22 protein-coding genes and 4 pseudogenes are annotated in these 26646 nt (G+C 72.1%); 15 read left to right on the top strand and 11 right to left on the bottom strand.

Translation table 11 applies throughout. The features are described from left to right. Window positions 1–161 precede the first annotated feature (161 nt). The 4 genes from Sfulv_RS01525 to Sfulv_RS01510 all read left to right on the top strand — a co-directional run bounded on the left by Sfulv_RS01525 (window position 162) and on the right by Sfulv_RS01510 (window position 4497). Window positions 162–998, top strand: a complete 837-nt coding sequence (locus Sfulv_RS01525; RefSeq protein WP_173310534.1) for a helix-turn-helix domain-containing protein — start codon at window positions 162–164, stop codon at window positions 996–998. Window positions 999–1055: 57 nt separating this feature from the next. Beyond that, window positions 1056–2147: a PP2C family protein-serine/threonine phosphatase gene (locus tag Sfulv_RS01520; protein WP_173310533.1), complete on the top strand. Its 1092-nt coding sequence runs from the start codon at window positions 1056–1058 to the stop codon at window positions 2145–2147. A gap of 67 nt (window positions 2148–2214) precedes the next feature. Further along, entirely contained in the window at window positions 2215–2556 is a 342-nt protein-coding gene (locus tag Sfulv_RS01515) for a YkvA family protein (protein ID WP_173310530.1), read from the top strand. Between the two features lie 45 nt (window positions 2557–2601). Continuing rightward, a complete protein-coding gene (locus Sfulv_RS01510; protein WP_173310528.1) occupies window positions 2602–4497 on the top strand; it encodes a rhamnogalacturonan lyase in 1896 nt (631 codons plus the stop codon). A 36-nt stretch (window positions 4498–4533) separates the two neighbouring features. On the opposite strand, the gene Sfulv_RS01505 is transcribed toward Sfulv_RS01510, so the two are convergent. Then, on the bottom strand, window positions 4534–5844 hold the full coding sequence (locus Sfulv_RS01505; RefSeq protein WP_175607139.1) for a DUF6777 domain-containing protein: 1311 nt from the start codon (window positions 5842–5844) through the stop codon (window positions 4534–4536). Between the two features lie 145 nt (window positions 5845–5989). Between Sfulv_RS01505 and Sfulv_RS01500 the strand changes: the two are divergent. Next, window positions 5990–7275 (top strand): annotated as a pseudogene (locus Sfulv_RS01500) (streptophobe family protein). On the opposite strand, the gene Sfulv_RS01495 reads toward Sfulv_RS01500, so the two are convergent. Genes Sfulv_RS01495 through Sfulv_RS01485 form a run of 3 tightly spaced genes read right to left on the bottom strand, consistent with a single transcriptional unit; the run spans window position 7251 to window position 11345 of the window. Continuing rightward, window positions 7251–8273 (bottom strand): serine/threonine-protein kinase, encoded by a 1023-nt coding sequence (locus Sfulv_RS01495; RefSeq protein WP_173310524.1) that lies wholly within the window; start codon window positions 8271–8273, stop codon window positions 7251–7253. The pseudogene Sfulv_RS01500 and the gene Sfulv_RS01495 overlap by 25 nt on opposite strands. Window positions 8274–8279: 6 nt before the next feature. After that, window positions 8280–8975 carry an SH3 domain-containing protein gene (locus Sfulv_RS01490; RefSeq protein WP_246352958.1) on the bottom strand — a complete coding sequence of 232 codons (696 nt, stop codon included), beginning with the start codon at window positions 8973–8975 and terminating at the stop codon, window positions 8280–8282. Window positions 8976–8987: 12 nt separating this feature from the next. Then, window positions 8988–11345 (bottom strand): ABC transporter ATP-binding protein/permease, encoded by a 2358-nt coding sequence (locus Sfulv_RS01485; RefSeq protein ID WP_173310522.1) that lies wholly within the window; start codon window positions 11343–11345, stop codon window positions 8988–8990. Window positions 11346–11452: 107 nt separating this feature from the next. Between Sfulv_RS01485 and Sfulv_RS01480 the strand changes: the two genes are divergently transcribed. Together Sfulv_RS01480 and Sfulv_RS01475 are read left to right on the top strand one after the other, a co-directional pair. Next, window positions 11453–12097, top strand: coding sequence for a GNAT family N-acetyltransferase (locus tag Sfulv_RS01480; protein WP_173310520.1), 645 nt, complete (start codon window positions 11453–11455; stop codon window positions 12095–12097). Next, the gene (locus tag Sfulv_RS01475; RefSeq protein ID WP_173310518.1) at window positions 12094–12510 is read left to right on the top strand and encodes an acyl-CoA thioesterase; all 417 of its coding nucleotides are present in this window, start codon (window positions 12094–12096) and stop codon (window positions 12508–12510) included. Before Sfulv_RS01480 ends, Sfulv_RS01475 begins: the two co-directional genes overlap by 4 nt. Before the next feature lie 27 nt (window positions 12511–12537). On the opposite strand, the gene Sfulv_RS01470 is transcribed toward Sfulv_RS01475, so the two are convergent. Together Sfulv_RS01470 and Sfulv_RS01465 are read right to left on the bottom strand one after the other, a co-directional pair. Further along, on the bottom strand, window positions 12538–13113 hold the full coding sequence (locus tag Sfulv_RS01470) for a YdeI/OmpD-associated family protein (RefSeq protein ID WP_173317505.1): 576 nt from the start codon (window positions 13111–13113) through the stop codon (window positions 12538–12540). Window positions 13114–13219: 106 nt separating this feature from the next. Continuing rightward, window positions 13220–14415 (bottom strand): annotated as a pseudogene (locus tag Sfulv_RS01465) (Dyp-type peroxidase). 315 nt (window positions 14416–14730) lie between these two features. Here Sfulv_RS01465 and Sfulv_RS01460 point away from each other — a divergent pair. From Sfulv_RS01460 to Sfulv_RS01445, 4 genes and pseudogenes are all read left to right on the top strand, one after another. After that, on the top strand, window positions 14731–15951 hold the full coding sequence (locus Sfulv_RS01460) for a cytochrome P450 (protein ID WP_173317503.1): 1221 nt from the start codon (window positions 14731–14733) through the stop codon (window positions 15949–15951). A gap of 28 nt (window positions 15952–15979) precedes the next feature. After that, window positions 15980–17095, top strand: a pseudogene (locus Sfulv_RS01455) (type III polyketide synthase); the annotation flags it as partial. A gap of 102 nt (window positions 17096–17197) precedes the next feature. Next, a complete protein-coding gene (locus Sfulv_RS01450) occupies window positions 17198–18400 on the top strand; it encodes a S8 family peptidase (RefSeq protein ID WP_173310514.1) in 1203 nt (400 codons plus the stop codon). A 65-nt stretch (window positions 18401–18465) separates the two neighbouring features. Then, a complete protein-coding gene (locus tag Sfulv_RS01445; RefSeq protein ID WP_173310512.1) occupies window positions 18466–18783 on the top strand; it encodes a cupin domain-containing protein in 318 nt (105 codons plus the stop codon). Between the two features lie 95 nt (window positions 18784–18878). On the opposite strand, the gene Sfulv_RS01440 is transcribed toward Sfulv_RS01445, so the two are convergent. Beyond that, a complete protein-coding gene (locus Sfulv_RS01440) occupies window positions 18879–19415 on the bottom strand; it encodes a hypothetical protein (RefSeq protein WP_173310511.1) in 537 nt (178 codons plus the stop codon). A gap of 201 nt (window positions 19416–19616) precedes the next feature. Here Sfulv_RS01440 and Sfulv_RS01435 point away from each other — a divergent pair, with 201 nt between their 5' ends. After that, a complete protein-coding gene (locus Sfulv_RS01435) occupies window positions 19617–19817 on the top strand; it encodes a type II toxin-antitoxin system VapB family antitoxin (RefSeq protein WP_173310509.1) in 201 nt (66 codons plus the stop codon). Window positions 19818–19887: 70 nt separating this feature from the next. Here the strand turns inward: Sfulv_RS01435 and Sfulv_RS01430 are convergent, their stop codons facing one another. Both Sfulv_RS01430 and Sfulv_RS01425 read right to left on the bottom strand, forming a co-directional pair. Continuing rightward, entirely contained in the window at window positions 19888–20298 is a 411-nt protein-coding gene (locus tag Sfulv_RS01430) for a four-helix bundle copper-binding protein (protein WP_173310507.1), read from the bottom strand. A gap of 148 nt (window positions 20299–20446) precedes the next feature. After that, the gene (locus tag Sfulv_RS01425) at window positions 20447–21319 is read right to left on the bottom strand and encodes a M12 family metallo-peptidase (RefSeq protein ID WP_173310505.1); all 873 of its coding nucleotides are present in this window, start codon (window positions 21317–21319) and stop codon (window positions 20447–20449) included. A gap of 340 nt (window positions 21320–21659) precedes the next feature. Between Sfulv_RS01425 and Sfulv_RS01420 the strand changes: the two genes are divergently transcribed. The 3 genes and pseudogenes from Sfulv_RS01420 (at window position 21660) to Sfulv_RS01410 (ending at window position 24218) form a co-directional block, all read left to right on the top strand. After that, window positions 21660–22556, top strand: a complete 897-nt coding sequence (locus tag Sfulv_RS01420) for a substrate-binding domain-containing protein (protein ID WP_173310503.1) — start codon at window positions 21660–21662, stop codon at window positions 22554–22556. A 274-nt stretch (window positions 22557–22830) separates the two neighbouring features. After that, a complete protein-coding gene (locus Sfulv_RS01415) occupies window positions 22831–23094 on the top strand; it encodes a type B 50S ribosomal protein L31 (protein ID WP_173310501.1) in 264 nt (87 codons plus the stop codon). Between the two features lie 156 nt (window positions 23095–23250). After that, window positions 23251–24218, top strand: a pseudogene (locus Sfulv_RS01410) (carbohydrate kinase family protein). A 162-nt stretch (window positions 24219–24380) separates the two neighbouring features. On the opposite strand, the gene Sfulv_RS01405 reads toward Sfulv_RS01410, so the two are convergent. Together Sfulv_RS01405 and Sfulv_RS01400 are read right to left on the bottom strand one after the other, a co-directional pair. Further along, the gene (locus Sfulv_RS01405; protein WP_173310499.1) at window positions 24381–25346 is read right to left on the bottom strand and encodes a PRC and DUF2382 domain-containing protein; all 966 of its coding nucleotides are present in this window, start codon (window positions 25344–25346) and stop codon (window positions 24381–24383) included. A gap of 271 nt (window positions 25347–25617) precedes the next feature. Then, window positions 25618–26490 (bottom strand): RNA polymerase sigma factor SigF, encoded by an 873-nt coding sequence (locus tag Sfulv_RS01400; RefSeq protein ID WP_173310497.1) that lies wholly within the window; start codon window positions 26488–26490, stop codon window positions 25618–25620. Between the last annotated feature and the right edge of the window lie 156 nt (window positions 26491–26646).

Raw genomic sequence — 26646 nt, 5'->3', positions numbered from 1 at the left:
GTATCCACCAGCTCTGTGCACGCCTGTTACCCGCGTCCTGCAAAGCTCGCGGCGTACACGTGACTATTTCCGACATGTATGTACTCTCGGCGCAAAGGGCATACTTTGCAAGCGACAGAGTGCGCGCCCCGCAGCCGGGGCCGTCGTGGAAGGTGACGAGCATGCGTCCCCGCTCGGGTCCCACCGTGGAACATCGCGTCCTGGCGGTCCGCCTGCGGCTGCTCCGGGAACGCGCGGGCGTCAGCCTGGCCGACGCGGCCCGCGCACTGGACGCCCACCCGGTCACCGTGCGACGCATCGAACGGGCCGAGACCGGACTGGACGCCCACCAGGTCCGCGTCCTCCTCGACCGCTACGGCGTCCCGGGGGCCGAAGCCGAGCCCATCATCGCGGGCCTCGGAGCCGCCAGCCTGCCGGGGTGGTGGCACGAATGGCGCGACGCCATGGAGCCCTGGCAGCAGGACGTCATCGGTATGGAGTCCTCGGCCGGCCTCGTGAGGACCTGGCACCCCGCACTCGTACCCGAACTGCTGCGCACCCCCGCCTACGCCGCCGCGCTGGACCGCGCCCTGCACCCCGACCGCGACGCCGCCCGGCGTGAGCGCCGCGTCGAGCTGCTGCGGGAGCGGCAGCGCAGGCTGTCCTACCGCGGCGCCGCCCTGTGGGCCCTGATCCCGGCCGCCGCACTCCACACCCGGGTCGGTGACCGGCGGGTGATGGCCGAGCAGCGCGAGGCCCTGGCCGAGGCCGTCCACCGGCCCGGCGTCACGGTGCAGGTCGTGCCGCTCGACCATCCTCCGCACGCCCTGACCGGTGTACCGCCCCTGCACCTCCTGCGGGTGTCCGCCCCCGAGATCGGGGACCAGGCGATCCTGGAGACCCCGGGGGTCCGCGTCGACATCGTCGACGACCCGGACGCGGTCATGAGCCACCGCATCCGCATCGACGCCGCCTGCGCCGCCGCGCCCCGCCCCGGCACGCCGCTGCCGGCCACCTGACCCGTCCGGCGGCCGCGCCGGGATGCGGCGCGCGCCGGATACGGCCAACGTGGGGGAGTGGTGCAGCGGAGCAAGGCCCAGTTGATCCCCGCCGGCGTGATCGTGCTCGCCGTCGTCCTCGACCTGGTGACCCCGACGGACGTGACGTCCGCGCCGCTCATCATGGCGGCGCCCGTCGCCGCCGCGCCGCTGCTGTCGCCGCGCGGCATCATCCTCACCGGCCTCGCCTCGATGGCCGTCCACGCGGCTCTGGCCCGGCTCGACGGGACCTTCGGCTGGCACCGCGGACTGGCCAGCCAGCTCACCCTGGTGGCCGTGACGCTGCTGGCCTTCTTCATCCACCGCACCATCGACCAGCAGACCGGCCGGACCCGGCGTGCCCTGCGCGTCGCGGCCGTGGCCCAGGCCGCCGTGCTGCCCCGGCCACCGGCCCGGCTGGGGAACCTGCACATCGCCGCCCGCTATGTGCCCGCCGAGGACGAGGCGATGATCGGCGGCGACCTCTACGTCGTCCAGGAGACTCCGTACGGCATCCGGGTCCTCGTCGGTGACGTGCGCGGCAAGGGGCTCGGCGCCGTCAGCGCGGTCTGCGTCGATCTCGGCGCGTTCCGGTACGCCGCCGACCAGTGCGAGAGGGTCGGGGAACTGGCCCGCTCCCTGGAGGACGCACTGCTGCGCGAGGGTGTCCGGCGCGGCGGCCTCGAACAGGAGGAGGGCTTCACCACCGCCCTGATCGCGGAGTTCGCCGCCGATCTCAGTGCCGTGCGCATCGTCAACCGCGGCCATCCGCCGCCCCTGCTCCTGGACGCCGAGGGCGGGGCCACCCTCCTCGAACCGTCCCAGGAAGCGCCCCCGCTGGCGGTCGGCGCCATGGGCCACTGGCCCGCACCGGTCGACACGTTCCCGTTTCCGCCCGGTGCCACCCTGCTGTGCTACACGGACGGCGTCACCGAGTCCCGGGACGCCGAAGGAGTCTTCTACGACGCGGTGGCCCGCGTCCCCCTCCTGCTGCGCCACCGCGCCCGGTCCGGTGACGAGCCCACCCCGGCGGACGTCCTGGACCTGCTGATCCGCGATGTCCGGCGCCACACCGGCGGCCGGCCGCAGGACGACCAGGCCCTCCTCGCCCTGCGCCGCGCACCGCGCTGACGCGTACGGGCCGGGAGTCCGAGCGGCGCGTGGTCGGGGAGGGCCGCGCGCGGGTACAGGATGGGGCATGGACACCAAAGGCTGGCTCATCCTCGCGGCGATTCTCGCGCTGCTCACCATGGGCGTCGCGGCCGTTCTCCTGGTACGGGTGCTCCGGGCCAGGAAGCTGCTGCTCGCCGCGGGCATCCCGCTCCGTGACAAGGCACTGGTCGGGGCCGCCGTGATCTACACCGTGTCGCCGGTCGACCTGCTTCCCGACCCCGTCTACCTCGACGACATCGGGTTCCTGATGCTGGCCCTGCGTTCCCTGCACCTCGCGGCGCGCACGGCCGGTACGGCGGTGACGGGGGCGCGTGCCGCGAGGAAGGAGGAGCGGGGCGGCAACCTTTCGGTGCCCGGCGGCCACTGACGGGAACAACCCGTCCCCGCTCGGAAGGCCCCCACCGTGGAACCCATGCCTCACCGACCGCTCCAGCTGCGCCGCACCACCCGTACCCGTGTCCTGCTCGGCGCCCTGACGGCAGGTCTGCTCGCGGCGGCCGGACAGACCGCCGCCGGGCAGACCCTCCAGGCCGCCCCCGCCCCCCAGGCCGCCCCCGCCCGCCAGGCCGAGGCGCTGGACCGCGGCGTCGTCAGCGTGCACACCGGCAGCGGAAACCTCGTCACCTGGCGCTGGCTCGGCACCGACCCGGACAACGTCTCCTTCAACCTCTACCGGGCGGGCACCAAGGTCAACCCGTCCCCGCTCACGCGCTCGACGAACTACTTCCACCCCGGCGCCCCCGCCACCGCCGACTACACGGTGCGGGCCGTCGTGGACGGCGCCGAGCAGAGCGACTCCGTGCACGCGATCCAGTTCCGCGCGGGCTACAAGGACGTCCCGGTCTCCCCGCCGGCGGGCGGCACCACACCGGACGGTGTCGCCTACACCTACGAGGCCAACGACGCGTCCGCCGGCGACCTCGACGGCGACGGCGCCCTCGACCTCGTACTGAAGTGGCAGCCCACCAACGCCAAGGACAACTCCCAGTCCGGCTACACGGGCAACACGTACATCGACGGCATACGTCTCGACGGCACCCGGCTCTTCCGTATCGACCTCGGGCGCAACATCCGTTCCGGGGCGCACTACACGCAGTTCCAGGTGTACGACTACGACGGCGACGGCCGTGCGGAGGTCGCCATGAAGACGGCGGACGGGACCGTCGACGGCACGGGCAGGGTGATCGGCAGCGCGGGCGCCGACCACCGCAACGCGTCCGGGTACATCCTCACCGGACCCGAGTACCTGACGATGTTCGACGGCCGGACGGGCGCCGCGATGGGCACCGTCGACCACGTCCCGGCCAGGGGCACGGTGTCCTCCTGGGGGGACGGGTACGGCAACCGCGTGGACCGCTTCCTGGCGGGCACGGCCTACCTGGACGGCGCCAGGCCGTCCCTGATCATGGCGCGCGGCTACTACACGCGCACCGTCGTCGCCGCCTGGGACTGGCGCGGCGGCGCCTTCACGCGGCGCTGGACCTTCGACACGAACAGCCCGACCAACGCGGGCAGGGGGTACGACGGCCAGGGCAACCACCAGCTCTCGGTCGCCGACGTCGACGCCGACGGCAGGGACGAGATCGTGTACGGGGCCATGGCCGTCGACGACAACGGCAGCGGGCTGTGGACCACCAGGAACGGCCACGGCGACGCCATGCACGTGGGCGACCTCGATCCCTCCCGGCCGGGGCTGGAGGAGTTCAAGGTCAGCGAGGACAGCTCGAAGCCGGGCTCGTGGATGGCGGACGCGAGGAACGGGCAGATCCTGTGGTCCACCCCGGCGGGCCAGGACAACGGCCGCGGTGTCTCCGCGGACATCTGGGCGGGCAGTCCGGGGGCCGAGTCGTGGTCGTCCGCGGTGTCCGGGGTGCGCGGCCCGCAGGGTTCCGTCGTGACGAGCCGCAAGCCCTCCAGCAGCAACTTCCTGTCCTGGTGGGACGGCGACACCACCAGGGAACTCCTCGACGGCACCCGCATCGACAAGTACGGCACCGCGGCGGACACCCGGCTGCTGACCGGTGCCTCGGTGCGCTCCGCCAACGGTACGAAGGCCACACCGGCCCTCTCCGGGGACCTGTTCGGTGACTGGCGCGAGGAGGTCGTCTGGGCGACCACGGCGAACACCGCGCTGCGGATCTACTCCACCCCGCATGAGACCGGTACCCGGATCACCACACTGCTCCACGACACCATGTACCGCACGGCACTGGCCTGGCAGACCGCGTACAACCAGCCGCCGCACCCGAGCTTCGCCATCGGCGCGGGCATGGCGACCCCGCCGCGGCCGGTGATCAGCACGCCGTGACGTCCAGCGCCCCGGTTCGCGCCCGGCCCGCCCGGCTCAGATGACCGCTGAGACGGGTGATCCGGCAGACGAGGGAGGGGACTGCGCGGACTGGGGTGCGGACTGAGGGGCGGACGAGGGCGGTGATTCCGGGGACGGCGGCGGGGGTTCGGAGGTGGACCCCTCCGTCGGAGGCTCCGGGGAGGGAGCGTCCGGCGGGGCGTCGGAGGACGGGGTGTCCGGGGACGGGGTGTCCGGGGACGGCTCGTCAGGCGGCGCGTCGGAACGGGAACCGGACACGGAAGGGGAGGGCGAGGTGACGGCCGGCGGGTCGGTCCTCCGGTCCGTCCTGCCCGTGTCGCCCGGCTCGCGCGTGAACCAGTCCCCGGCCTCGGGATCGAAGACGACGAACGCCTTCACCACCGTGGGGGCGGGGGTGACCACGACGACGTCCGAGGAGCGGTAACCCGGCCACGCGGCGCCCTTCATCTGAGGGGCGTTCCGCAGGGCGACCGGCGCGAGCAGCGGGTTGCCGCAGGCGCAGCGCACCCGGGGCACCCCGCGGCCGTCGACCATGACGGCGGTCCCGGCCTGGAGCACCGCCTGGTAGGCGGTGGCCGAGCCGTCCTCGAAGCCGTGGTTGGTGACCCGGGTGTCCGCCCGCAGCCGGACCGGGGTGAGTGAACGCAGATATCCGGGGACCCCGGCGGGCTCGATGCGCAGGACCGAGGCGAACGCCCGGTTCCTGTCCGGAGCACCGGAGAGCGCGGTGATCTGTTTCTCCACGTCGCAGCTGGCGGTCCTGCGGGTGCCGCCGTACAGCCCGGGGGCCGACCCCTTCACCACCCGGGTGGCGGTGGTCGTGGAGGTCGAGCTCGGCACCGCGGTCGGCGTCGGAGACGCCTTGGGCCCTTCGGCGGTGGACTCGGTGAACGGGTCACGGCCCGAGGAGCCCGCGGCCTGGAGGAACACCTCGCCGCCCGCCTTCGCACCCTCCTCCGGGCGGGTCAGCACGACGGTGACGACGACGGCCGCGACCAGGGCGACGGCGATGACCGCCACGCGGGGAGCCGACCGCCACCAGGCCCGTCCGGGGCCTGGACCGCCCCCGGCCGCCCGGCCGCCGCCGTCCTGCCCGCCGCCTCCCGCCCCGCCGCCACCCGTTCCGTCCCCGCCGGGACCGCCACCCGCCCCGCCGGCACCGGAACTCCCGCCGCCCCGGCCGCCGGAGAGTTCGCCGCCACCGGGCGGGCCCGGTGGCGGACCGGCCGGTGTGTCCGGCGGCGTCGGACCTGTTGGCGAGGGCCCCGACAAGGGGCCGGAGGGGGGTCCGGTGGGTCGTCCTGACGACGGCGGTCGCTCACTCACAGGCTCTTCTTCCCCAGGCCGGGAACCAGTCCCGATCGTGTGCGTTTCAGCATTATTGTGTGCCTTGTACCCCGGCCGCCCGCAAGCCGACGCGGTCGGCCCCCACCAGGGGGCGGAGCATGCGCGCCGTGCATACCGTGTCAGCGTGAGCAGCCCGCGCAGCAACGGTCAGGACAGTGCGCCCCGCGTCCCGCACGGCTGGGCCGACGCCTTCGTGGCGGTGCTGGCCGGGATGATCGCCATGATCGTCGTCGCGGTCCTCGGCCTCTGGGCCGCCGGAGCCGGCCAACTCCCCGGTGGCGCCTTCCCCGCGTCGTCGCGGCGGTCGTCGTGATGGCCGCGGGCGGTTCCGTCGAGGTGTCGGGCGACGCCGGGGCACTTGTCGGGACCGACGCGGACCTCTCGGTGCTGCCGCTGTCCGTGACCCTGGTCGGTGCCCTCGCCCTCGCCGCGGGATTCCTCCGGCCGCTGCGCCACCGGGCCGTCGCCGGGAGCCGCGAACTGGGCGGCTGGGCCGTCCGCGTCGGAGCGCTCTGGCTCCTGGCGCTCCTCGCGCTCTCGCTCCTGGCCAGGCAGACCTTCGCCCTCCCGCTCGACGACCCCACGGGCGGCCTCCTGGACGACGTCCTCGACGCCGCGCCCACCGTCGGGTTCAGGGCTCAGATCCCGCTCACCCTGGTCTTCGGCCTGCTGTGGACGGCGGGTGTCCTCCTGCTCGCCCTGCTGGTGTCACGCGGCGCCCCGCTCCCCGCCCGGCTGCTGCGCCACCGGGCGCCGGTGCGGCCCGCGGCCCACGCCGTGGTCGTGCTGCTGCTCGGATACGTGGTGCTCGGCGTGGTCGTCGGGCTGGGCGTCGTGGCGACGCGGGGGCATCCCGCCGCGACGTTCGCGGTGATGCTTCTGGGGCTGCCGAATCTGGTGTGGATCGCGTTCACCCTGGGCCTCGGGGCCTCCTGGGAGGGCACGGTGCAGGGCCCGTTCGGGCTGCCGGTGCCCCAGGTGCTCGACTCGGTGCTCCGTACGCCGGACATCTCGACGCTGAACGTCCGCACGCTCGCCCAGCAGGACGGCCGCGCCTGGTTGCTCGTCGTGGCCGCAGCGGTCGCGGTCCTGGCGGCCGCCTTCCTGATGGCGCTGCGCTCACCTGCCAGGACGCGTGCCTGGCAGCACGCCGCGCACCTGGCGGTCGCGCTCGCCCTGACGGTGCTCCTCGTCTGCCTGGTCTCCGGGGTCTCGGCCCACCTGGGCCTCTCGCTGCTGGGCCTCGGTGACGTGGGAGGCGGGCTCGGCGGCGAAGTGCTCCTGCGTCCGCGCCTCTGGTCGGCGACGGGTATCGCCCTCCTGTGGGGCGCGGTCGCCGGCCCTGTCGGCGGACTGCTCGCCTCCGGGGTCCGGCGAAGGCACCGTCAGGACGGCGGCGACTCCCGCTGAGAGAAGACCGGCAGGGCCCAGCGGGGTGGCGGGGGCGGCGGTTCGACGGCGGCGGGACTGACGGGGCCGGCGCCAACCCGCGTCGGGCGATGCGTGTCGGGGCCGGTCCCCGCAGCCGCGGCGCGCAGGGCCGCGACGAACCGCAGACAGGATGCGTAACGGTCCTGCGGACTCTTGGCGAGCGCCTTCGCCAGGACGCCGTCGAGCTCGGCCGGAAGACCGGGGCGCTCCGCGCTCAGAGGTGGCGGCGCGTCGTACTGGTGCGCCCAGAGCAGGGCCATGTCGTCGTCCCGCCGGAACGGCGGGGCACCGGTCAGGGTCTCGTGGACGACGCAGGCGAGGCTGTAGACGTCGCACCGGCCGTCCACCGGACGGCCCGAGATCTGCTCAGGAGCCACGTAGTCCAGGGTGCCGACGAACTGGCCCACCGTGGTGAACCCGGTCAGCGACAGCGACTTCTTCGTCAGCCCGAAGTCGGTGAGGTACACGTGCTCGGGGTGGTCGCTGTCCGTGCCCGCGGCGACGAGGATGTTGCCCGGTTTGACGTCCCGGTGGACCAGGTCGTGGTCGTGTGCGGCGTCGAGAGCGGACGCCACCTGCCCGGCGATACGGATCGCGGTGGTGTGCGGCAGAGGACCCCTGCGGTCGATCAGCACGCGTAGGTCCTGCCCCGCGACGAAGCGCATCGCGATGTAGAGGACCCCGTCCGTCTCGCCGGCCTCGAAGACCGGCACGATGTGCGGATGGTCGATGGCGGCGGCCACGCGCGACTCGTACGTGAAGCGCTGCCGGAACGTGTCGTTGCGCGCGAGTCCGGGGGCGAGCAGCTTCAGCGCGACGGTGCGGTCGAGCCGCAGATCCCTGGCGCGGTAGACGACGGCCATGCCGCCGCGGCCGATCTCGCTCTCCAGCCGGTACCCCGCGATCTCCGTCCCCAGCAGGTCGTACGCCCGTCCGGCCTCGTGCGAAGGCGGCGGGGGCGGCGGGGGAGGAGCCATCGCGGGTCACCGGGCCGATCGGGTCCGCGGCCCCGCCGATGGCCCGGAGGCCGGAGGGCCCGACTCCTGTACGACGCGGGTAGGCTCGGGCCCACTGTCCTGGACGACGCGGGTCGGCTCCGGCCCGTTGTCCTGTACGACGCGGGTAGGCTCGGGCCCGTTGTCCTCTACCACGCGGGTCGGTTCGGGCCCCGCCCCGGTGGCCGCCCGGCCCGGTCCGGGACCCGCCGACTCCGCGTACGTGCTGAGCCGCCTCCCGTCGCAGTACACCCAGCGCTCGTGCTCCGCGTCGTAGAGCCACACGCCCTCGCCGTCGACGATCACACCCACCCGCAGCCCTTGGGTACGGAGCCGGAAGCCCTCTCCGTCCAGTCGCCCGTCCGCGAGATCCCGCGCGGCGCGCCGGTACTGGTGGAGCGCCTCGTCCGCCCTGGCCAGCAGGGGCCCCGGGTCCGCGGTGCGGGCGAGCGGCTGACGAGCGGCCGGCGGCTCCAGCGGCACGGGGACGAGCAGTCTGCCGTCGATCCACGCCGACCACCCGTTGGCGCAGGCGATGAACGCCCAGTCACCCCGCCGGTCGAGCAGCTGCACGGGCAGCAGGGGATCGAGCGGCGCGGTCGGCCGGGAGACATCGGGGGCCTCCCAGGCGGGCAGTCCGTCCGGGGGGACGACATGGGTCGGGCGGAACTCCGGAGTCGTCATGGGCCGCCGCCGCTACTTCCGCATGATGGCGGGTTCGTGGCGCCGCAGGAGCTTCGCCACCAGGTATCCGAAGACCAGCGAGAGCACCACCAGCATGCCCATGTTGAGCAGCCACACCCCGGCGGAGTGCGCGAACAGGGGATCGGCCGTCAGCTTCCCGGGGACGAGGGCGCCGAGGCCGATCGTCCCCGCCATGGCGCCCAGAGCCCACCTCGAAGGCACCAGCCACGCCAGCTGCTCGACCCCGGCCACCCCGTGCAGGGTGAGCAGGGCTCCGCAGAACACCACCTGCACGATGGCGAGGAGGACCAGCAACGGCATGGTGACCTCCTCCTTGCGGACGAGCGCGGACACCAGGAGGCCGAGCATCATCGCGGTGAACGAGAGCAGGGCGACGGCCGCGGTGATCTCCACCAGCGGAGGTAGCAGCACACCCCTGCCGCCGGGCGCGTGGAGATCGACGCCGACCAGACCCACCAGGGTCAGCACGACCGCCTGGAGGACCGTGATGACACCGAGCACCACGACCTTGGACATCAGGTACGCGGATCTGGACAGCCCGACCGCGCGCTCCCGCTGGTAGATGACCCGTTCCTTGACCAGTTCGCGCACCGCGTTGGCGGCGCCGGTCAGCACCCCGCCGACGCAGAGGATGAGCAGGGCGTTCATCGCCGTTTCCCGGTTCAGCTCGCTGCCCGCCAGGGCTCGTGCCATCGCTCCCATCACGAACGGCAGGGCGATCATGATGATGAGGAAGGTCCGGTCGGCGCTGAGAGCGGCCGCGTAACGGCGTACGAGGGTGCTCAGCTGGGCGCCCCAGTTCCTGGTCCTCGGCGGCGGTGCCACCGTCGCCGCGGCCGGGGCGACCGCGGGTCGCGGCTGAGCGGTGGCGCTGAGTATGTACCGCTGGTGGAAGGCGGACGCCTGGTACTGCCCCGCCCAGTCGCGGTCGCGGTCGTTCTCGAAGGCTTCGAACGCCTCGGGCCACTGCGAGAAGCCGAAGAAGGCCAGCGCTTCGTCCGGCGGGCCGTAGTAGGCGATGCGTCCGCCCGGCGCGAGGACGAGGAGCCGGTCGCAGACGTCCAGACTCAGCACGCTGTGGGTCACCACGACGACCGTACGGCCGTCGTCGGCGAGGCCCCGCAGCATGTGCATCACGGAACGGTCCATCCCGGGGTCGAGGCCGGAGGTCGGCTCGTCGAGGAAGAGCAGGGAGGGCTTCGTCAGCAGTTCCAGGGCCACGCTCACGCGCTTGCGCTGGCCTCCTGAGAGGCTGTGGATCGGCTGGTCGGCGCGTTGTTCCAGACCCAGTTCAGCCATCACCTCGGAGACCCGGGCCTGCCGTTCGGCCGCGGCGGTGTCCTGCGGGAACCGGAGCTCTGCCGCGTAGCCGAGGGCGCGCCGGACGGTCAGCTGCGCGTGCAGGATGTCGTCCTGCGGTACGAGCCCGATGCGCTGGCGCAGCTCGGCGAAGTCCCGGTAGAGGTCACGGCCGTCGTACAGGACCCGGCCCCGGTCGGCGGGCCGCAGCCCCGTCAGCGCGTTGAGGAGCGTGGACTTCCCCGCGCCGCTCGGTCCGACGACCGCGAGCAGGGACTTCTCCCCCACGGGGAACGCCACCTCGTCCAGGAGCGTCCTGCGGCCGTGGTCCACCGTGACGGCGAGGCCCTGCACGTCCAGCGACACCTCACCGGTGTCGACGAACTCCTGGAGCTCGTCGCCGACCAGGCAGAACGCCGAGTGCCCGATGCCCACGACGTCCCCGGCCGCGACGGGAGCGCGGTCCACCGGCGCCCCGTTGAGGAAGGTGCCGTTGTGGCTTGCGAGGTCGACGATCTCGTACGTACCGTCGGCGAGGGCGCGCAGTTCGGCGTGGCGCCGGGAGACCAGCAGGTCGTCGACGACCAGGTCGTTGCCGTCGCCGCGGCCGATGCGCACGGTGCGGGCGGGCAGCGGGCGTACGGTCGTCGGTTGCCGGAAGGTGCCCGTCGCGCCGGGCATGGAGACGGCCGACGGCCGTTGGGGGGTGCGGGCCGCGGTGGCCGGGGGCTCGGGTCCGACGAGCAGCGCGCGCGGCCCGTCACAGGCGCTGCCGAAGCGGATCACGCTACCGGGACCCACGTCCGCCTCATGGACGCGACGCCCTCCGGTGTACGTGCCGTTGGTGCTGTGCTCGTCCTCCAGCAGCCAGTGGTCCGTCTCGGGCCGCAGCACCGCGTGGTGCCAGGAGACCCGGATGTCGTCGATGACGATGTCGCTCGACGGGTCGCGGCCGACGCGGTAGTCCCGGCCCGGCCTCATCACTGTCGAACCCTGATCGGTTTCGAGGACGAGTTCGGGCGCAGTCGCCGCCACAGGCCGCTGTCCCATGGTCGAAAGTCTAGTCACGCCACTCCGGGCGCGCGCGTCGCCGGTAGGCACTTTGCACTAGTGCATTACGGATTCAGTGCTAGTCCAAAATGAGTTAGGGTGAGGTCATGCCTGCTCAGAGACCTGCGCCCGTGACGCTGACCGGTCGGCACGTGACCCTGGTGCCGTTGACGATGGACCACGCCGAAGACCTCTTCACGGCCGGTGGCCGCGACGAGGAGGTGTGGCGCTGGCAGGGCGGCCCCGCCCCGCAGTCGCCGGAAGAGCTCCGCGCGACGATGCGCGCCCTGCTCGGTGAGGCGGAGCGGGGCACCTACGTCCCGTACGCCGTCCTGCACCGCGCGAGCGGCCGGGCGGTCGGCTGGACCTCCTTCATGGACATCAGCGTCCCCGACGAACGGCTGGAGATCGGCTGGACCTGGTACGGCCGCGCGTTCTGGCGTTCGGCGGTCAACTCCGAGACGAAGCTGCTGCTCATGACGTACGCCTTCGAAGAACTGGGCATGGGGCGAGTCCAGTTGAAGACCGACCACCTCAACCTCCGTTCCCAGGAGGCCATCGCCCGCCTCGGCGCGCAGCGCGAGGGAGTGCTGCGCCGCCACCGCCGGCGCCACGACGGAACCTGGCGCGACACCGTCTACTTCTCGCTCCTCGCCGACGACTGGCCCGAGGCGAAGAAGCGCCTCGCCGCCCGTGGGGAGCGGCGGTCTGACGGAATGGCGGAATGCCCGTGTGTGTTGCGTTGTTCATGACCTTCTTTGTTGACGTGACAGTGCGCGGCTATGAACTCGACACCCAGGGGCACCTGAACCAGGCCGTCTATCTCCAGTACGCGGAGCACGCGCGCTGGGAGCTGCTGCGGGCCGCCGGTCTGCCGCAGGAGAAGCTCCTGGCGTCCGGTGTCGGCCCGGTGGCCCTGGAAGTGACGGTGAAGTACGCGAGCGAACTGCGCGGCGGGGACCAGGTCCGGGTGACCTGCGCGTTCATCTACGGGGCCGGCAAGACCTTCCGGATCGAGCAGCGGATCACCAAGGAGGACGGGACGGTTGCCGCGGAGGTCACCGGTGTGGGGGGCATGCTCGATCTGACCGCCCGCAGGCTGATCGCCGACCCGGCGGGACACCTCGCGTCGCTGGCCGACAACCCGGAGCTGCTCGGCGCCTGAAGCCCCGGCCCGGGGGCCCGCCCGGTGTCAGCGAACCGGCTCGCCCGCCGCCAGGCGTTCCGTCACCCGCCGGAGCCTGGCGGACCTGACGGCCGGTGTCCGCGCCGTAGCGAGACGCAGGAGCACCAGATACCGGGCGGACCTGCCGAGCTGAGCGAAATGGCGGGCCGCCTCCGGGTTACTCTCCAGCGCCGCTTCCAGGTCGGGGGGCACGACGGCCTCACTCTGGGAGGGGTAGGCCGCCGCCCACCGCCCGTCCGCCCGGGCGGCCCGCACCTCGGCGAGACCCGGCTCGCGCATCCGCCCCTGCGCCGTCAGCGCCTCGACCTTGCGCACGTTCACCAGCGACCAGATGCTCCTGGGGCGGCGGGGCGTGATCTTCTGGAGGTAGTACGTCTCGTCGCACGACTTGCGCTGGCCGTCGATCCAGCCGTAGCAGATCGCACTCTCGACCACCTCGGCCGCGGACACGGACGCCAGGCCCGACGCCTTCTTCGCGACCTTGATCCACAGCGCGGACCGTGTTCCGTGGTGGGCGTCGAGCCAGGACTCCAGATCCGCTGCCCCTTCGAAGAACAGAGTCCCGGGAGCCGTCGTCTCCACCGCTTCGTCTTCCACTGCCGCCTCCGGGGTGTAGGGGTACCGCCGTCCACCGGCACGGTAGGTGTCGATCAGGACAGGAGCTGACCTGATCGACACCTCGGCGGGCTCATCTGCCGAGCAGCCCCGAACCGAACCAGTCCGCCCTGTCCCGGACGCCGGGCAGTACGAAGAAGTAACCGCCCCCGTGGTGCTGGTGAAGTCGGCGAACCTCTCGCCCTCCAGGCGGCGCTGGACCGTGGCGAACTGCCGGTCGATGTCCTGCTGGTATGAGCAGAAGAGCAGCCCCAGATCGAGTGTGCCGTCCGGGGCCAGGCCGCGGTCGGTGTTGTAGCTGCGGCGTAGGAACTGGGAGTCGGCGGTCTCCGGGGTGCGCGGATTGGCCCGCCGGATATGGGAGTCGAGCGGGATCACCCGGCCCTCCGGGTCCGCCTTGTACGCCGGCAGGTCCGTCTCCTTCTTCCCCGTCAGCGGAGCCCCGGTCGCCTTGCGGCGGCCGAGGATCTTCTCCTGTCCGGAGGTGGGCACGCGGTCCCACGCCTCGGTGAACAGCCGGATGGTACGGAGGACCTGGTAGCAGCCGCCCCGGGTCCAGGCGGGTCCGCCCGCCGACGCGCCGACCCACAGCAGCCGGTCCGCCTCGCGGGGTGAGGAGATCGGGATGGGCGATGCCGTCCTTGAAGCCGGTGAAGGTGCGGGGCGCGCCCGCGGGGCGCGGCGGGTTGAGGAAGCCGTCGACCCGCCACCGGGCGCGCAGCATCCCGCGCGTCTCACGCGTCAGATCCCGGATCACGTGCACCACCGCGTCCGGGTGCTGCGCGCAGATCTGCACCGAAAGGTCGCCGTGGCAGCCCGCCTCGTCCAACTCGTCGCCCGGGAACGCGGGCATGGGCACCAGCCCCGCCGGTCTCCTCCGGGCCAGCCCGAAGCGGTCGTCGAACAGAGAGGCCCCACGCCGACGGTGACCGTGAGGAGATCCTGCGGGCCCCTGACCGCGGCGACGTCCGTGTCCACCGGAGTGATACCGGCCGTGAGCGCCCTGGCCCGCCGGGTCAGGTCCTTCAGGAGTACGGCCAGTTCCTTCTGGTTCCGGCACCCCACGTCGTACGCGAGGAACGCGGCGAAGGGCTGCTGCGGGGTGAGGACGCCCGCCTGATGCCGCCCGTGGAACGGGACGCGGCCCTCGTCGGCGGGGCCGGAGACGCCGAGGTTCCTCGCGGCGCCCTCCGCGCCGGCGGGCCCGGCGGTGAGGGCGGTGGCACGCGGCGCCGACGACAGGAGGCCGGCCAGGCCGGCGGCTCCCAGGACGAACGTCCGGCGTCCCCGGGGGCGGAGGGCCGATGTATTGCGTGGTCGTCGATGTCAGTCATGCGCGCGCCTCGTCCCGGTCCGGGGGCCTGCTGCGGTTTCACGCAGGACTACCCGCGGCGGGCGCCGGTGAGCCCAAGTTCATCCGTGCGGGTCCGTTCCGATCGCCCCATCGGCCCCGACACGCCGAAGGATCACCCTCTGATCGACTGATTACTGAGAGTGGGTGACATGTTTCCCTGTGTGACGGGGGACGTACTGGAGGTCTGTTCCCGGTCCGGAGCGGGCACGGCCTGAATTCCCTGACCGGTCATTGGGAGAACCTCGGTGGAGAACACGGAAACTGTGCGCAGCTGCCCGTTCGATTTCGCGCAGCAGCTCGACTTCGACCCCCAACTCGGTGAACTGCTCACGCGAGAGCCGGTGTCCCGTATCCGTATGGCGTACGGGGAGGGCGAGGCATGGCTCGTCACCCGCTACGAGGACGTCCGCACCGTCACCACCGACCGGCGCTTCAGCCGCAGCGCCGTGCTCGGCCGGGACTTCCCGCGTATGACCCCCGAGCCCATCGTGCAGGCCGAATCCATCAACCTGATGGACCCGCCGGCCAGCAGCCGTCTGCGGAGTCTGGTCGCCAAGAGCTTCACCCCGCGCCGCGTGGACCACATGCGCACGCGGACCCAGGGCATCGTCGACGGGCTCCTGGACGAGATGGAAAGTGCCGGCGCCCCGTCCGACTTCGCGGCGTGCGTCGCCGCACCGCTTCCCCTGATCACCATCTGTGAAGTCCTCGGCATTCCCGAGGTGGACCGCCCCTGGCTGCGGGGCCACGCCCTAACCATGATGAACACGGGCGCCGCGGGCCGGGAGAACGCGGTCCAGGCCAAGGCCGAACTCCGTGCCTACTTCACGGAACTGACGGGCGAGCGGCGCCGCTCACCCGGTGAGGACCTGATCAGCACGCTCGCCACGGCCCGGGACGGCGCCGAGCTCCTCGACGACCAGGAACTGGCCGTCATGGCGATGGTCCTCCTCATCACGGGGCAGGACACCACGACGTACCAGCTCGGCAACATCGCCTACACACTGCTCACCCGGCCGCCGCTCCTCGCGTCCCTGCGGGCCGAGCCGGACCGGCTGCCCCGCACCCTTGAGGAACTGCTGCGGTACATCCCCTTCCGCAAGGGCGTCGGCATTCCGCGCATCGCCACCGAGGACGTCGAGCTCAGCGGGGTCATGATCCGGGCCGGGGACGTGGTCCACGTCTCCTACCTCACCGCCAACCGGGACGGCCTGAAGTTCGCGCGCCCGGACGAGCTGGACCCGGACAGGCCGTCCATCCCCCACATGACCTTCGGCTGGGGCGCACACCACTGCCTGGGAGCGCCGCTGGCCACGATGGAGCTGGAGGTGGCCTTCTCGTCGCTGCTGACGCGCTTCCCGGCCCTCCGCCTCGACGTACCGCCGGAGGAGGTCCGGTGGAACACCACGTCCATCTGGCGTCACCCCCTCGCGCTGCCCGTCACCTGGTGACGAGAGCCTTCGCTTCCGAGATCGAGGAGAACCCATGGCGACCCTGTGCCGACCGGCCATCGCTGTGCCCGAGAACGTCATCACGATGCAGCAGACCTTGGACCTGGCCCGGGAGACCCACGCCGACCACCCGCAGCGCGAGCTGGTCCTGAGGCTCATCCGCAACACCGGTGTCGAGACCCGGCACCTCGTCCAGCCGATCGAGGAGACGCTGCGCCATCCCGGCTTCGAGGCGCGCAACCGGCTGTACGAGGCCGAGGCCAAGAACCGGGTGCCCGAAGTCGTCCGTCAGGCCCTGGCACATGCCGAGGTCGAGCCGGCCGAGATCGACATGATCGTCTACGTGTCCTGCACGGGCTTCATGATGCCCTCGCTCACCGCCTGGCTGATCAACACGATGGGCTTCCGCGCCGAGACGCGCCAGCTCCCGATCGCGCAGCTCGGCTGCGCCGCGGGCGGTGCGGCGATCAACCGGGCCCACGACTTCTGCACGGCGTACCCCGATGCCAACGTCCTCATCGTGTCCTGCGAGTTCTGTTCGCTGTGCTACCAGCCGACCGACATCGGAGTGGGCTCGCTGCTCTCCAACGGACTGTTCGGCGACGCCATCTCCTCGGCCGTGGTGCGCGGGCGCGGTGGCACGGGGATGCGCCTGGAACGCAACGGCTCCCACCTGGTGCCGGGCACGGAGGACTGGATCTCCTACGCGGTGCGTGAGACGGGCTTCCATTTCCTGCTCGACAAACGGGTGCCCGGCACCATGGAGATGCTGGCCCCGGTCCTGCAGGGCCTGGTCGACAGGCACGGCTGGACCGTGCCGGCCATGGACTTCTTCATCGTGCACGCCGGCGGACCGCGCATTCTCGACGACCTCTGCCACTACCTGGATCTCCCTCAGGAGATGTTCCGCTTCAGCCGGGCGACGCTCACCGAACGCGGCAATATCGCCAGCTCCGTGGTCTTCGACGCGCTGGCCCGCCTGTTCGACGACGGCGGTGTGGCGGACTTCGGACAAGGACTCATCGCCGGCTTCGGCCCCGGGATCACCGCCGAGACGGCACTGGGGAGATGGGTCGGTACGAGGGCGGCGGAAGAGGCCGGAACCGGCCTCGCGGAACTGTCCCTGGTCTCCGGTCCCGGCTGACCGTCCGAAACCGTCCGCCCCGCCTCCTCCTCCCATCCCGCCCTCATGCCAACCCGCCCGTCCCAGTCCCACCCTGTCACCGCCCTGCCTCAAGGAGAACTCATGCGCCTGCGCGCCCACTGGGCCCCCGCCGCTCTGCTGCTGGTGGTCCCCCTGATCGGTTCCACTCCGGCTTCGGCCGACACCGGCCGGACGGCCGCACCCGTGCTCCGGTCCGACCGCCCGGTCACCGGCGAGTACATCGTCACGCTCGCTCCAGGACTTGCGCCCGACGCCATCCAGCGGAAGGCCGGCCTGGGCGTCCAGACGTTGTTCACCTACAAGAACATCCTCAACGGCTTCGCGGCAGTCCTGACACCGGATCAGCTCCGAGCGGTACGCGCCCTGCCGGGCGTCGAGTCCGTGGAGGAGAACGGCGAGGTCACCGTAGGAGGCAGCGGCGCGCCGACCGCTCGGGCGTCGTTCCCCGGCACCCGCGCCACGCCCGGAAGCTGGGGGCAGGACCGGATCGACCAACGCGAGCTGCCGCTCGACAGCGCGTACGACGTGACCGGTACGGGCAAGGGAGTGCAGGCGTACATCGTCGACACGGGGATCGACGCCCAGCACAGCGAGTTCGGCGGACGGGTGACCTTCGGGTACGACTCCATCGGCGACGGACGTAAGGGCCAGGACTGCAACGGGCACGGCACGCACGTGGCCGGTACCGTCGGTGGTGCGACGTTCGGCGTGGCGTCCGCCGCCTCGCTCACCACGGTGCGGGTGCTGGACTGCCAGGGCAGGGGCTCGTGGGCCGGGGTCCTCGCCGGGTTCGACTGGGTCGCCGAGAACGCGGAGCAGCCCGCCGTGGTCAACGCCTCGCTCGGTGGTTCCTCGTCGGCCGCGATCGACCGCGCGGTCGACGGGCTGTGGGACCGTGGTGTCCTCCCGGTCGTCGCGGCCGGCAACGAGAACGCGGACGCCTGCGACGTCTCCCCGGCCGGAGCGGACGGAGTGGTCACCGTGGCCGCCTCGGACATCTCGGACCAGCAGACGGACTTCAGCAACTGGGGCAAGTGCGTCGAGCTCTACGCCCCGGGCGCGGCGATCGTCTCCGCCCGGCTCGGTGGCGGCCAGCAGTCGCTCAGCGGCACGTCCATGGCCGCCCCCCATGTCACCGGGGTCGCCGTGCTCCACAAGGAGAAGAACCCGGCCGCCTCCCCGCAGGCGCTCACCGACCTGCTCACCGAGCAGGCCACCGCGGGTGCCCTCTCCCGCCTGAGCTCGGGCTCACCCGACCGGCTCCTGTACACCGGCGATCTCTGACCGGGTCCGTCCCGGCCGGGCCGCGCAGTCGGACGCGCGGCCCGGCCTCGTGGCACAGTGTGGACATGGACGATCTGAACGCCCTCGCAGTCGAGCACCTGGCACTGGCCCGTTCCTCGGCCCACGGACGCAGTGCCCGTCTCCTGCTGCGCGAGGACACCCTCCGCCAGACGATCATCGCCCTCACGGGCGGATCGGCCCTCGACGAACACAACGCCCCGCCCGCCGCCTCCCTCCAGGTGCTCCAGGGCGCGGTGCGCCTCACCGCACCTTCCGGCGACGTCGATCTCGCCGCGGGCACCCTGCACCCGATCCCCCAGGAGCGGCACGGGCTGCTCGCCGTGGAGGACGCGGTGGTGCTGCTGACCGCCGTGAACGACTGACCCGGCCCGGAGCCGGACGGCCCCCGCTCATCCGACCGGCACCGTGTGCCCGGATTCTGCGGAGCCGCCCGAAGCTTTCGGAGCCATCGGAGGCTTCACGTTCCTGAGAGGGCGATGACGGCCCACAGGCGCCGGCCGTCAGGACCGGTGTCGCTACCGCAGCCGGTGACGGCGAGGTGGGCGGTGATCCGCCGCAGCACGTCGTCCCCCTCCGTCTCGTGACCGGCTCTGAGCGCCGACCGGTGGGACAGGACGACGATGCACACCTGTCCGTCCTGGCCGGACAGGTGAAGGCTGACGTGGGTGCCGCCGTCCGCGACCGTGGCGTCGACGAGCACGGTGGTCACCGCCTCGATGGTCCTTCCCACCGTCGACGTGAACACATGGCGCCACTTGGCCAGTTGGTCCGACACCGCCGTACGGGCTTTCCCCGCCGCCCACGGAGCCGACTCCAGCTTCCAGTTCATCCCGCGCCGATTCACCATCGTCACGCCGCGCCGCCCCGACCGCAGCAGCGTGGACCTGGTCGGTGCCGGGGTCGTGGTGTTCGGGCGCGGGGGCGAGACGGGCTTCTTCGGAGGCGGCGGGGTCTTGGGGGGATAGTCCGGCGGCTTGCCCGGTTCCAGTGACATGTCGCCCTTCCCGGGGGTGGTGCCGGGCGGGGTGGCGCCGCCCTCAGCACAGGTTAGGCGCAAGCGCGCCGGCCGGGAGCGGAGTTCGGCGGGTACGGCCCGGACGCCGACCCGCGCCGCCCGGGGGCGAACGGGCCTTCGTACGAACGAGGCGCCGTCGTACGGCTGTTAGAGTCCCGGATCGACGAAGGAGGGCCTCCCATGGCCAAGGTCAACATCAGTCTCGACGCCGAACTGGTGGTGGAAGTGATGGTCCTGGCCGGTGTCGGCTCGCCCCAGGACGCCGTAGAGGTGGTCGTGCGCGACTACATCGCCCGGGGGCACCGCACCGAGGCGCGCATCGAACTCCAGGAGCACCGCCGGCGCGAGACCGAGGCCAAACCGCAGGAACCCCAGGGCTGACCACGGTGATCGGGTGACGGCGCTCCTGGTCCGTGGGCACGGGACGCCTCGCCGCGTTCGACGGTGCCGGTCAGCCGAGGGCGCCGAGCAGTTCGTTGCACGCCGCTTCGCAGGAGCGGCAGGCTTCGGCGCAGACCCGGCAGTGCTCGTGAGTGTCCGCGTGCATGGCGCACTCGTCCCCGCACGCCTTGCAGACCATCGCGCACGCCGTCAGGATCGCGGCGGTGATGTGGGCGTCGTAGCCGGTGTGGCGGGAGAGCACCGCGCCGGTGGCGGTGCAGATGTCGGCGCAGTCCATGTCGGTACGGATGCACTTGGCCAGGTCGCCGACCATGCCCTCGGAGAGGCAGGCGTCCGCGCACGCCGTACACGCCTGGGCGCAGGCGATGCACTCCTCGATGCAGCGGGTGAGCTTGGCCTGATCGATGTCGCCGAGATCGGCCGGATAGGTGGCGAGCATGTCCTTGACGGTGCTGGACATCAGGGAACCTCCTCAACGCCCGGGGGCGGCGGAAACCGGTGCGGCCGCCCGAGAGCTCCCGGGGCTACCTCCAGCTAACGCCCCTGACCGCGGTCGCGCCCGGCCGGGACCGGGCGCGACCGCCGGGGAGCACCGGGTAGCGAGAGGGCTAATGGCCGAACGGTCCGGAGAAGTCGCGGTACCCGGCGACCACCGGCATCGTCTCGCGCAGCGCGCGGGCGCTGTCGTTGGAGTCATCGCCCAACGGCTGCCCGTGCCACCTCCGGTCAGGGTTGGAGAACTGCCCGACCCGGGTGCAGTCACCGCACGAGGACCCGTACGCCATGATCGTGTAGTACCTGCGGTCCGGGGTGATCCAGCCCGTGTTGTACGGCCGGTCCTCGCTCACCCTCATCCCGCCGTCCGGGTCGGTCGCTATCGTCGTACGGTCATGGGCCAGGCCCAGGTTGTGCCCGAGCTCGTGGCTGACCGAGTCGAGCTTGATCCCCTGCACATCGACGACCGAATACGCCATTTCGCTGGTCGCCTCGTTGAGCCTGGAGGTGTAGTCGGCGATGCCGCCGCCCTTCTCCGGCCGGTTCACCATGACGGTGACGAGGTCGGCCGCGAACCGGTCGCGCAACTCGTGGGCCGGCCCGCCCAGCGTCGGATCGTCCCGGTCCTTGAGCCGTCGGTAGGCGGGGACGAAGTCCTCGGAGCCGTCGTACTCCGTCGCCGTGTACGCGTGGGCGATGCGGATCGACCCGCAGACCCCGCTCCGCTTGAGCGAGCGGTTCATCCGGAGGGCGATCTGCTGGGCCGACGCGGACACACGGTGGCGCCCGCCGACCTCGGCGGCGGCCTTGGGGGTGTAGACCACCATCACGTCGACCACGGGGCAGTGGCCGGCTCCGGGGGCGGCCCCGTGAGCCGGTACGGGGGCCGCGGAGCCCCGGCTCTGCTCCGGGCTGTGGGGAGCTATGGCGCAGAGCGATGCTCCGACGGTCACGGTCAGCGCGATACGGAGAGCGGTCGGGAGCATGTGAGTTCCTTCTCGGCGCGGCGGAAGAGGCTCGTGGAGATGCCGGATGATCACCGTGGGTTGTTCATGTCTAACAGTTGGTGAGGAAGTGCGCTCGCTTGAAAGCGCGGAACGGGTGAATCCCCCTCCGGCCGATGACCGGCTCCCGTGCCCCTCGCCCTGGCCGTCCTCCCGTCAGTCACCTCCCGGAGGTGTCCAGTTGAGCTCTGTACCGATCACCAGGTGGACGGCCCGTCCGGTACGGGCCGTCCAGCGGCGGATGTGGCGGCAACCGGCTGGGCAGGTACAGGTGTGCCGGCCCGGCTGAGCGGCCGGGGAGCCGACGCAGAGGGGTGGCGACGTGACGGAACAGCACGCATGGCGGTTCACCGACGACCGGGGGCGCGTATCGCAGGCCGTACGCCGTCCGGTCCGGATACTGGCGTACATCCAGGCCGGAGCCACCCTGTGGGACTACGGCATACGGCCCGACGGAATCTTCGGCTCCGGCCACGACGGTTCGGTGCCCGACCAGGTGAAGGCCGGCACGCTCCCCCTGGAGTCGGTCGCCTACGCCGGTGCGGGCGCGGCCCTGGACATCGATGCCCTGCTGCGTGGCGCCCCGGACCTGGTCGTCGCGGTCTCCTACGGGGGCGGGCAGGCGTACGGGCTCGCTCCCGAGACCGCCAAGCATCTGGAGAAGCAGGTTCCGGTCGTCGTGATCGACGTGGGCCGGGCCCGCGACTTCGCCGCGACAGGTGAGCGGTTCGCCGAACTGGCCCACTCGCTGGGGGGCGGGTCCGCCCCTGCCCGCGCCGGGGAGTGCGCCGCCGCCAGGGAACGGCTGCGTGCGGTCGCCGCCGCACCGGAGCGCCCCGAGGTGCTCGCCCTCTCGCCCGCGGGCTGGGAGGAGGTCCACCTCGCCCGCCCGGGCATGTGGCCCGAACTGCGGGTGCTGGCCGAGCTCGGCGTGAACCTGGTGGAGCCCGCCGAAGGGCCAGGCGCGAGCTGGTCCACCGTCGACCGGGCGCGGGCGGCGGGAGTGCGGCCGTCTCTCGTCCTCGCGGACGTCAGGGCTCACGCCACCCCCTTCGACGCCTTCGCCGCGGCACCGGGCAGGCCGGCGCTGTGGGAGTCGGCGCGCGTGGTGCCGTGGAACCCGGAGCCGCTGTGCAGCCCTCAGGCCCATGCCGCATTCCTGACCCTGGTGGCGGACGCGCTGGAGGCCGTGGGGCCGGGGGAGCGGACCGGGCGCTGAGCCGCCGGCGCGACTGCCCGACCCGCCCTGGTGGGATTCCCGCCACCCGACCGGCGTGGTCTCGGTGGCGTGCCCGGCTCCCTCGCCCTGCTGGTGGCGGTCTGTCCGTGGACCCGGCCCCCGGGAGCCGTCCGGCCGTGGAGTGGAACGGCCTGTGCACCGTCCCGGCAGCGGGTGAACGGCGCGCTCCCCCGTACGGACGCGTGCGATCGCGCGGTGCGCTCCTGTTCGCGAGGCTGGCCGGAGCCGAAACCGTACCTCCCCAGGAGCAGGCATGCAGCAGGACAAGCACCCCTCGTACCGCCCCGTGGTCTTCCGCGACCGGTCCGCCGGCTACGCCTTCCTGACCAGGTCCACCGCGTCGAGCGAGCAGACGATCGACTGGGACGACGGCAACAGCTATCCCGTGATCGACGTGGAGATCTCCGCCGAGAGCCACCCGTTCTTCACCGGCAGGGCCCGGGTGCTCGACACGGAGGGACAGGTGGCCAAATTCGAGCGGCGGTACGGGGAGGAGGGCGGCCAGGGCGCCTCCTGAGACGCACCCGAACCGCCGCCGGGCTCTCCGGGTGCACCTCTGAAGGCTCGGAGTCTTCGGCACCTGTCCCGCACAGGGCAGGATCGGAGCCACTGTGTCCGGGAGGCGCAACGCCTGCCGGCACACCTTCGGCACCGCACTCCAGGGAGACGCCCCATGCTCGACAGACTCGACGTGCTGGTCATCGGTGAATGTGTCGCCGACATCGTCCGGCGCCCCGGTGCGGTCGACCAGGTCCTCCCGGGCGGCAGCCCGGCCAACGTCGCCTACGGACTCGCCCGGCTCGGGCGGAGCGCCACGCTGCTCACCCAGTTGGGCGCCGACGAGAACGGGCGGCTGATCAGGGACCATCTGACAGCCGCCGGGGTGCGGGTGCGCACCGACGACGCCACCGCGCCCACCCCGTCCGCCGCCGTGACCCTCGACGGCGACGGACGGGCCGCGTACACCTTCGAGATCACCTGGACCCTGGCAGCGGGAGGGTTCGGGACGCGCGACGCGCTGTACCGGTACGGGCCCCCGGGGACCGCGCACCGCCACGTCCACACCGGGTCGATCGCCGCGGTGATGGAGCCGGGCGCCGGCACCGTACGTGGCGCCGTCGAGTCGGCGCGCACAGAGGCGACCGTCAGCTACGACCCCAATGTGCGGCCGGAACTGATGGGGGACCATGCCGCCGCCGTCCGCCGCGTCGAACGCTGTGTCGCACTCAGCGACATCGTCAAGGCGAGCGACGAGGACCTGGAGTGGCTGTACCCGGGGGAGGATCCCGGGAAAGCCGCCGCCCGCTGGCAGGCCACCGGCCCCGCCCTGGCCCTGGTCACCCGGGGGCCGAGGGCGCGCTCGCCGTGTTTCGCGGTGGACGCGTGAGCATCGGCGCGGTGCCCACCGACGTGGTGGACACCGTCGGCGCGGGCGACGCGTTCATGTCGGGCACCCTGCACGCTCTCGCCTCACGCGGGCTCCTCGGCGCGGACGGCCGCGAGCGGCTGCGCTCGGTCGACGCGGGCACCGTGACCGAGGTACTGCGCCATGCGGCGGCCTCGGCCGCCCTGACCGTGGCGCGGGCCGGGGCGGACCCGCCGGACGCCGCCGAGCTGGAAGCGGCGCTCAAGCGGATCTGAACACGACTCGCGGCGCGCCGGCACCACTGCGCATCCCGGCGCGCGCCTTGCCGTGGGAAGCCGCCTCCGGGGCCGGCCGGATACACGGCGAAGGGGCGGGCCCGTACGGCACGGGTCCGCCCCCTGTCCTGCGGTGTACGTCGGTCCGTCGCGTACAGGGGGTCAGCGGCGGCGTCCCGGGCCGAACTCGCCGCCCATCTCCTTGCCGCTGCCCATGTCCTTCCCGTCCGCGTAGTCGATCTTCTCCTTGCGGACCTCGGCGGAGACTTCCTTCTGCTCGGTGACCTTGTTCGTCTCGAGACGGACGCGCTCGACGGGGACGGCCTCCTTGCGGACGGTCGCCCGTTCCGCGTGCAGTGTGACCTCGACGTCCTGTTCGCCGATGTCGGTCCGGCCGGTGGACTTCTCGTCCGGCATCAGGGGCTCGCGTACGACCCGGACCTCCTCGTGGGAGACGGGCACGGTGCGGGTGACGTTCTCGGTCACCACGTACTTGTGCAGACGCGCCCGTCCGCTCTCGTACTCCTCCGTCCCGACGTGCAGCTGCTCCTCGGACCGGATCATCTCGTCCTTGTGGCCGAGGTCGGCCGCGGACCGTTCGGACCCGGCGCCCACGAGTGGGCGTCCCGTGGTCGCGGAGGTGTCGCGGTGCCTGCCCGCGCCGGTTCCGGTTCCCGCCATGCCGGGGGTGGTCGCCTTGCCGGTGCCCCCACGGGTGGTGCCGGCGGCGCCCATCGTGCCGGTACCGGTCGTGGTCGGCGCGCCGGCAGCGGTGCCCGCCGGTCCGGCGGCCTTCGTGGTCGACCTCTTCGTGAGGCCGTAGTGCCGGTAGAGCTCCTCTTCCTCCGTAACGGACAGGTGGGCGTCCGCGTCCACCCGCGGGGCGTCCTTGACCTTGTCCTTCGGATGAGAGATATGCAGGTCGGAGGCGACACGGCGAGCTCCGGCGAGCGGTACGAAGCTCTCCTTCATACCGAACATGCCGGTCTTGACCGTGATCCAGTCGGGCTTGCCCGTGACGTCGTCGACGTACACCCGCCCGACGCTTCCGACCTTCTCGCCCTCGCTGTCGTAGACGTTCAGGCCGTCAAGCTCTGCGGAATCCGTGAAACCGTCTGCGGCTCCCATAGCCGGTTCCTCCTCGCCCGGGCGCGTCCTGTGGGTGGGTCCAGCAGGGAAGGCGCGTCCGACCTCCATCGCGCCTCACCCGGATGGGCGCTGCAACTTCCCGGCAGCGGGAGGCGGGGCCCATGGGCTCGGCAGGTGGGCTCCAGCACCGTGCCCCGCGGCATCGCGGGCTCTTTTCCGATTAGGCCGATCGGGTGACGGTGCGGTGGTGCGGGACGGTCGCGGGGGCTGGATGACCGTCCGGACGCGGCCGGGCCGGGGCGCGGGCCGCTCAGTCCTCGGTGAGCATCCCGCTGCGGAGCGTGGAGAGGATGCGGCTGAGCAGGCGGGAGACGTGCATCTGCGAGATGCCGAGCTGTTCACCTATCTGCGCCTGGGTCATCTCCTGGCCGAACCGCATGTCGATGATGAGGCGATCGCGCTCTCCGAGTTCGCAGAGCAGCGGCGCGAGGGCGTGGAGGTTCTCGACGCTCTCCATGGCCGGGTCGGGCTCACCCAGTACGTCGGCGAACGTGCGTCCGCCCGCGGTGAGCTTCCACGACTCGGCGGAGTCCGTGGGCATGTCCAGTGATCCGGCGGTGTAGCCGTTGGCGGCGACGATGCCTTCGGTGACCTCGCTCTCCTCGATCCCGAGATGCTCGGCGAGCTCCTGGACCGTGGGTTCGCGGTCGAGCTCGGCCGACAGGGACTCCTTCGACTTGGCGAGGTCCACCCGGAGTTCCTGGAGCCGCCTGGGCACGTGGACGGCCCAACTGGTGTCGCGGAAGAAGCGCTTGATCTCGCCGACGATGTACGGAACGGCGAAGGAGGTGAACTCGACCTCGCGGGAGAGGTCGAAGCGGTCGATGGCCTTGATCAGGCCGATCGTCCCCACCTGGACTATGTCCTCCATGTCACCGCTGCCGCGGTTGCGGAACCGTCCCGCCGCGAAGCGGACCAGCGACAGATTCATCTCGATGAGGGTGTTGCGCGCGTACTGGTGCTCAGGGGTGCCCTCCTCCAGGACCTGGAGCCGGTCGAAGAAGAGCCGCGACAGTTCCCGCGCGTCCTTCGGGGCGACCTTTCCGGCATCCTCGATCCACGGCAGCTCGGCCGTGGCCTTCGTCGCCTGCGCCTCGGCCGTTCGCACGGTGTGTCCCGTCATCTCTTCACGCTCCCCTGGTGGTTGGCCATGAGGTCTTTGCGCCTGCCCCGGGTTCCGGCGGTCATGCGTAACGGAAGGAGTCGGTCCGGGGAATACAGGTTGATTGGCCGGTATTCGCTCCGCCGGGCCGGAGAACCTCCGGCCGGGGTCGCGTCG

This window comes from Streptomyces fulvorobeus (assembly GCF_013167895.1).
In the GTDB taxonomy this organism is placed as follows: domain Bacteria; phylum Actinomycetota; class Actinomycetes; order Streptomycetales; family Streptomycetaceae; genus Streptomyces; species Streptomyces fulvorobeus.
This window is presented reverse-complemented; position numbering and strand designations above follow the sequence as displayed.

What these genes read in the sequence shown, in the direction of transcription:
- Sfulv_RS01485 (WP_173310522.1), bottom strand. Translation starts at nt 11,345, where the DNA reads ATGGGACAGCGGCCTGTGGCGGCGACTGCGCCCGAACTCGTCCTCGAA.
- Sfulv_RS01440 (WP_173310511.1), bottom strand. Translation starts at nt 19,415, where the DNA reads ATGTCACTGGAACCGGGCAAGCCGCCGGACTATCCCCCCAAGACCCCG.
- Sfulv_RS01495 (WP_173310524.1), bottom strand. Translation starts at nt 8,273, where the DNA reads ATGGCTCCTCCCCCGCCGCCCCCGCCGCCTTCGCACGAGGCCGGACGG.
- Sfulv_RS01525 (WP_173310534.1), top strand. Translation starts at nt 162, where the DNA reads ATGCGTCCCCGCTCGGGTCCCACCGTGGAACATCGCGTCCTGGCGGTC.
- Sfulv_RS01445 (WP_173310512.1), top strand. Translation starts at nt 18,466, where the DNA reads ATGGACGATCTGAACGCCCTCGCAGTCGAGCACCTGGCACTGGCCCGT.
- Sfulv_RS01515 (WP_173310530.1), top strand. Translation starts at nt 2,215, where the DNA reads ATGGACACCAAAGGCTGGCTCATCCTCGCGGCGATTCTCGCGCTGCTC.
- Sfulv_RS01450 (WP_173310514.1), top strand. Translation starts at nt 17,198, where the DNA reads ATGCGCCTGCGCGCCCACTGGGCCCCCGCCGCTCTGCTGCTGGTGGTC.
- Sfulv_RS01415 (WP_173310501.1), top strand. Translation starts at nt 22,831, where the DNA reads ATGCAGCAGGACAAGCACCCCTCGTACCGCCCCGTGGTCTTCCGCGAC.
- Sfulv_RS01510 (WP_173310528.1), top strand. Translation starts at nt 2,602, where the DNA reads ATGCCTCACCGACCGCTCCAGCTGCGCCGCACCACCCGTACCCGTGTC.
- Sfulv_RS01435 (WP_173310509.1), top strand. Translation starts at nt 19,617, where the DNA reads ATGGCCAAGGTCAACATCAGTCTCGACGCCGAACTGGTGGTGGAAGTG.
- Sfulv_RS01405 (WP_173310499.1), bottom strand. Translation starts at nt 25,346, where the DNA reads ATGGGAGCCGCAGACGGTTTCACGGATTCCGCAGAGCTTGACGGCCTG.
- Sfulv_RS01425 (WP_173310505.1), bottom strand. Translation starts at nt 21,319, where the DNA reads ATGCTCCCGACCGCTCTCCGTATCGCGCTGACCGTGACCGTCGGAGCA.
- Sfulv_RS01430 (WP_173310507.1), bottom strand. Translation starts at nt 20,298, where the DNA reads ATGTCCAGCACCGTCAAGGACATGCTCGCCACCTATCCGGCCGATCTC.
- Sfulv_RS01490 (WP_246352958.1), bottom strand. Translation starts at nt 8,975, where the DNA reads ATGACGACTCCGGAGTTCCGCCCGACCCATGTCGTCCCCCCGGACGGA.
- Sfulv_RS01480 (WP_173310520.1), top strand. Translation starts at nt 11,453, where the DNA reads ATGCCTGCTCAGAGACCTGCGCCCGTGACGCTGACCGGTCGGCACGTG.
- Sfulv_RS01475 (WP_173310518.1), top strand. Translation starts at nt 12,094, where the DNA reads ATGACCTTCTTTGTTGACGTGACAGTGCGCGGCTATGAACTCGACACC.
- Sfulv_RS01400 (WP_173310497.1), bottom strand. Translation starts at nt 26,490, where the DNA reads ATGACGGGACACACCGTGCGAACGGCCGAGGCGCAGGCGACGAAGGCC.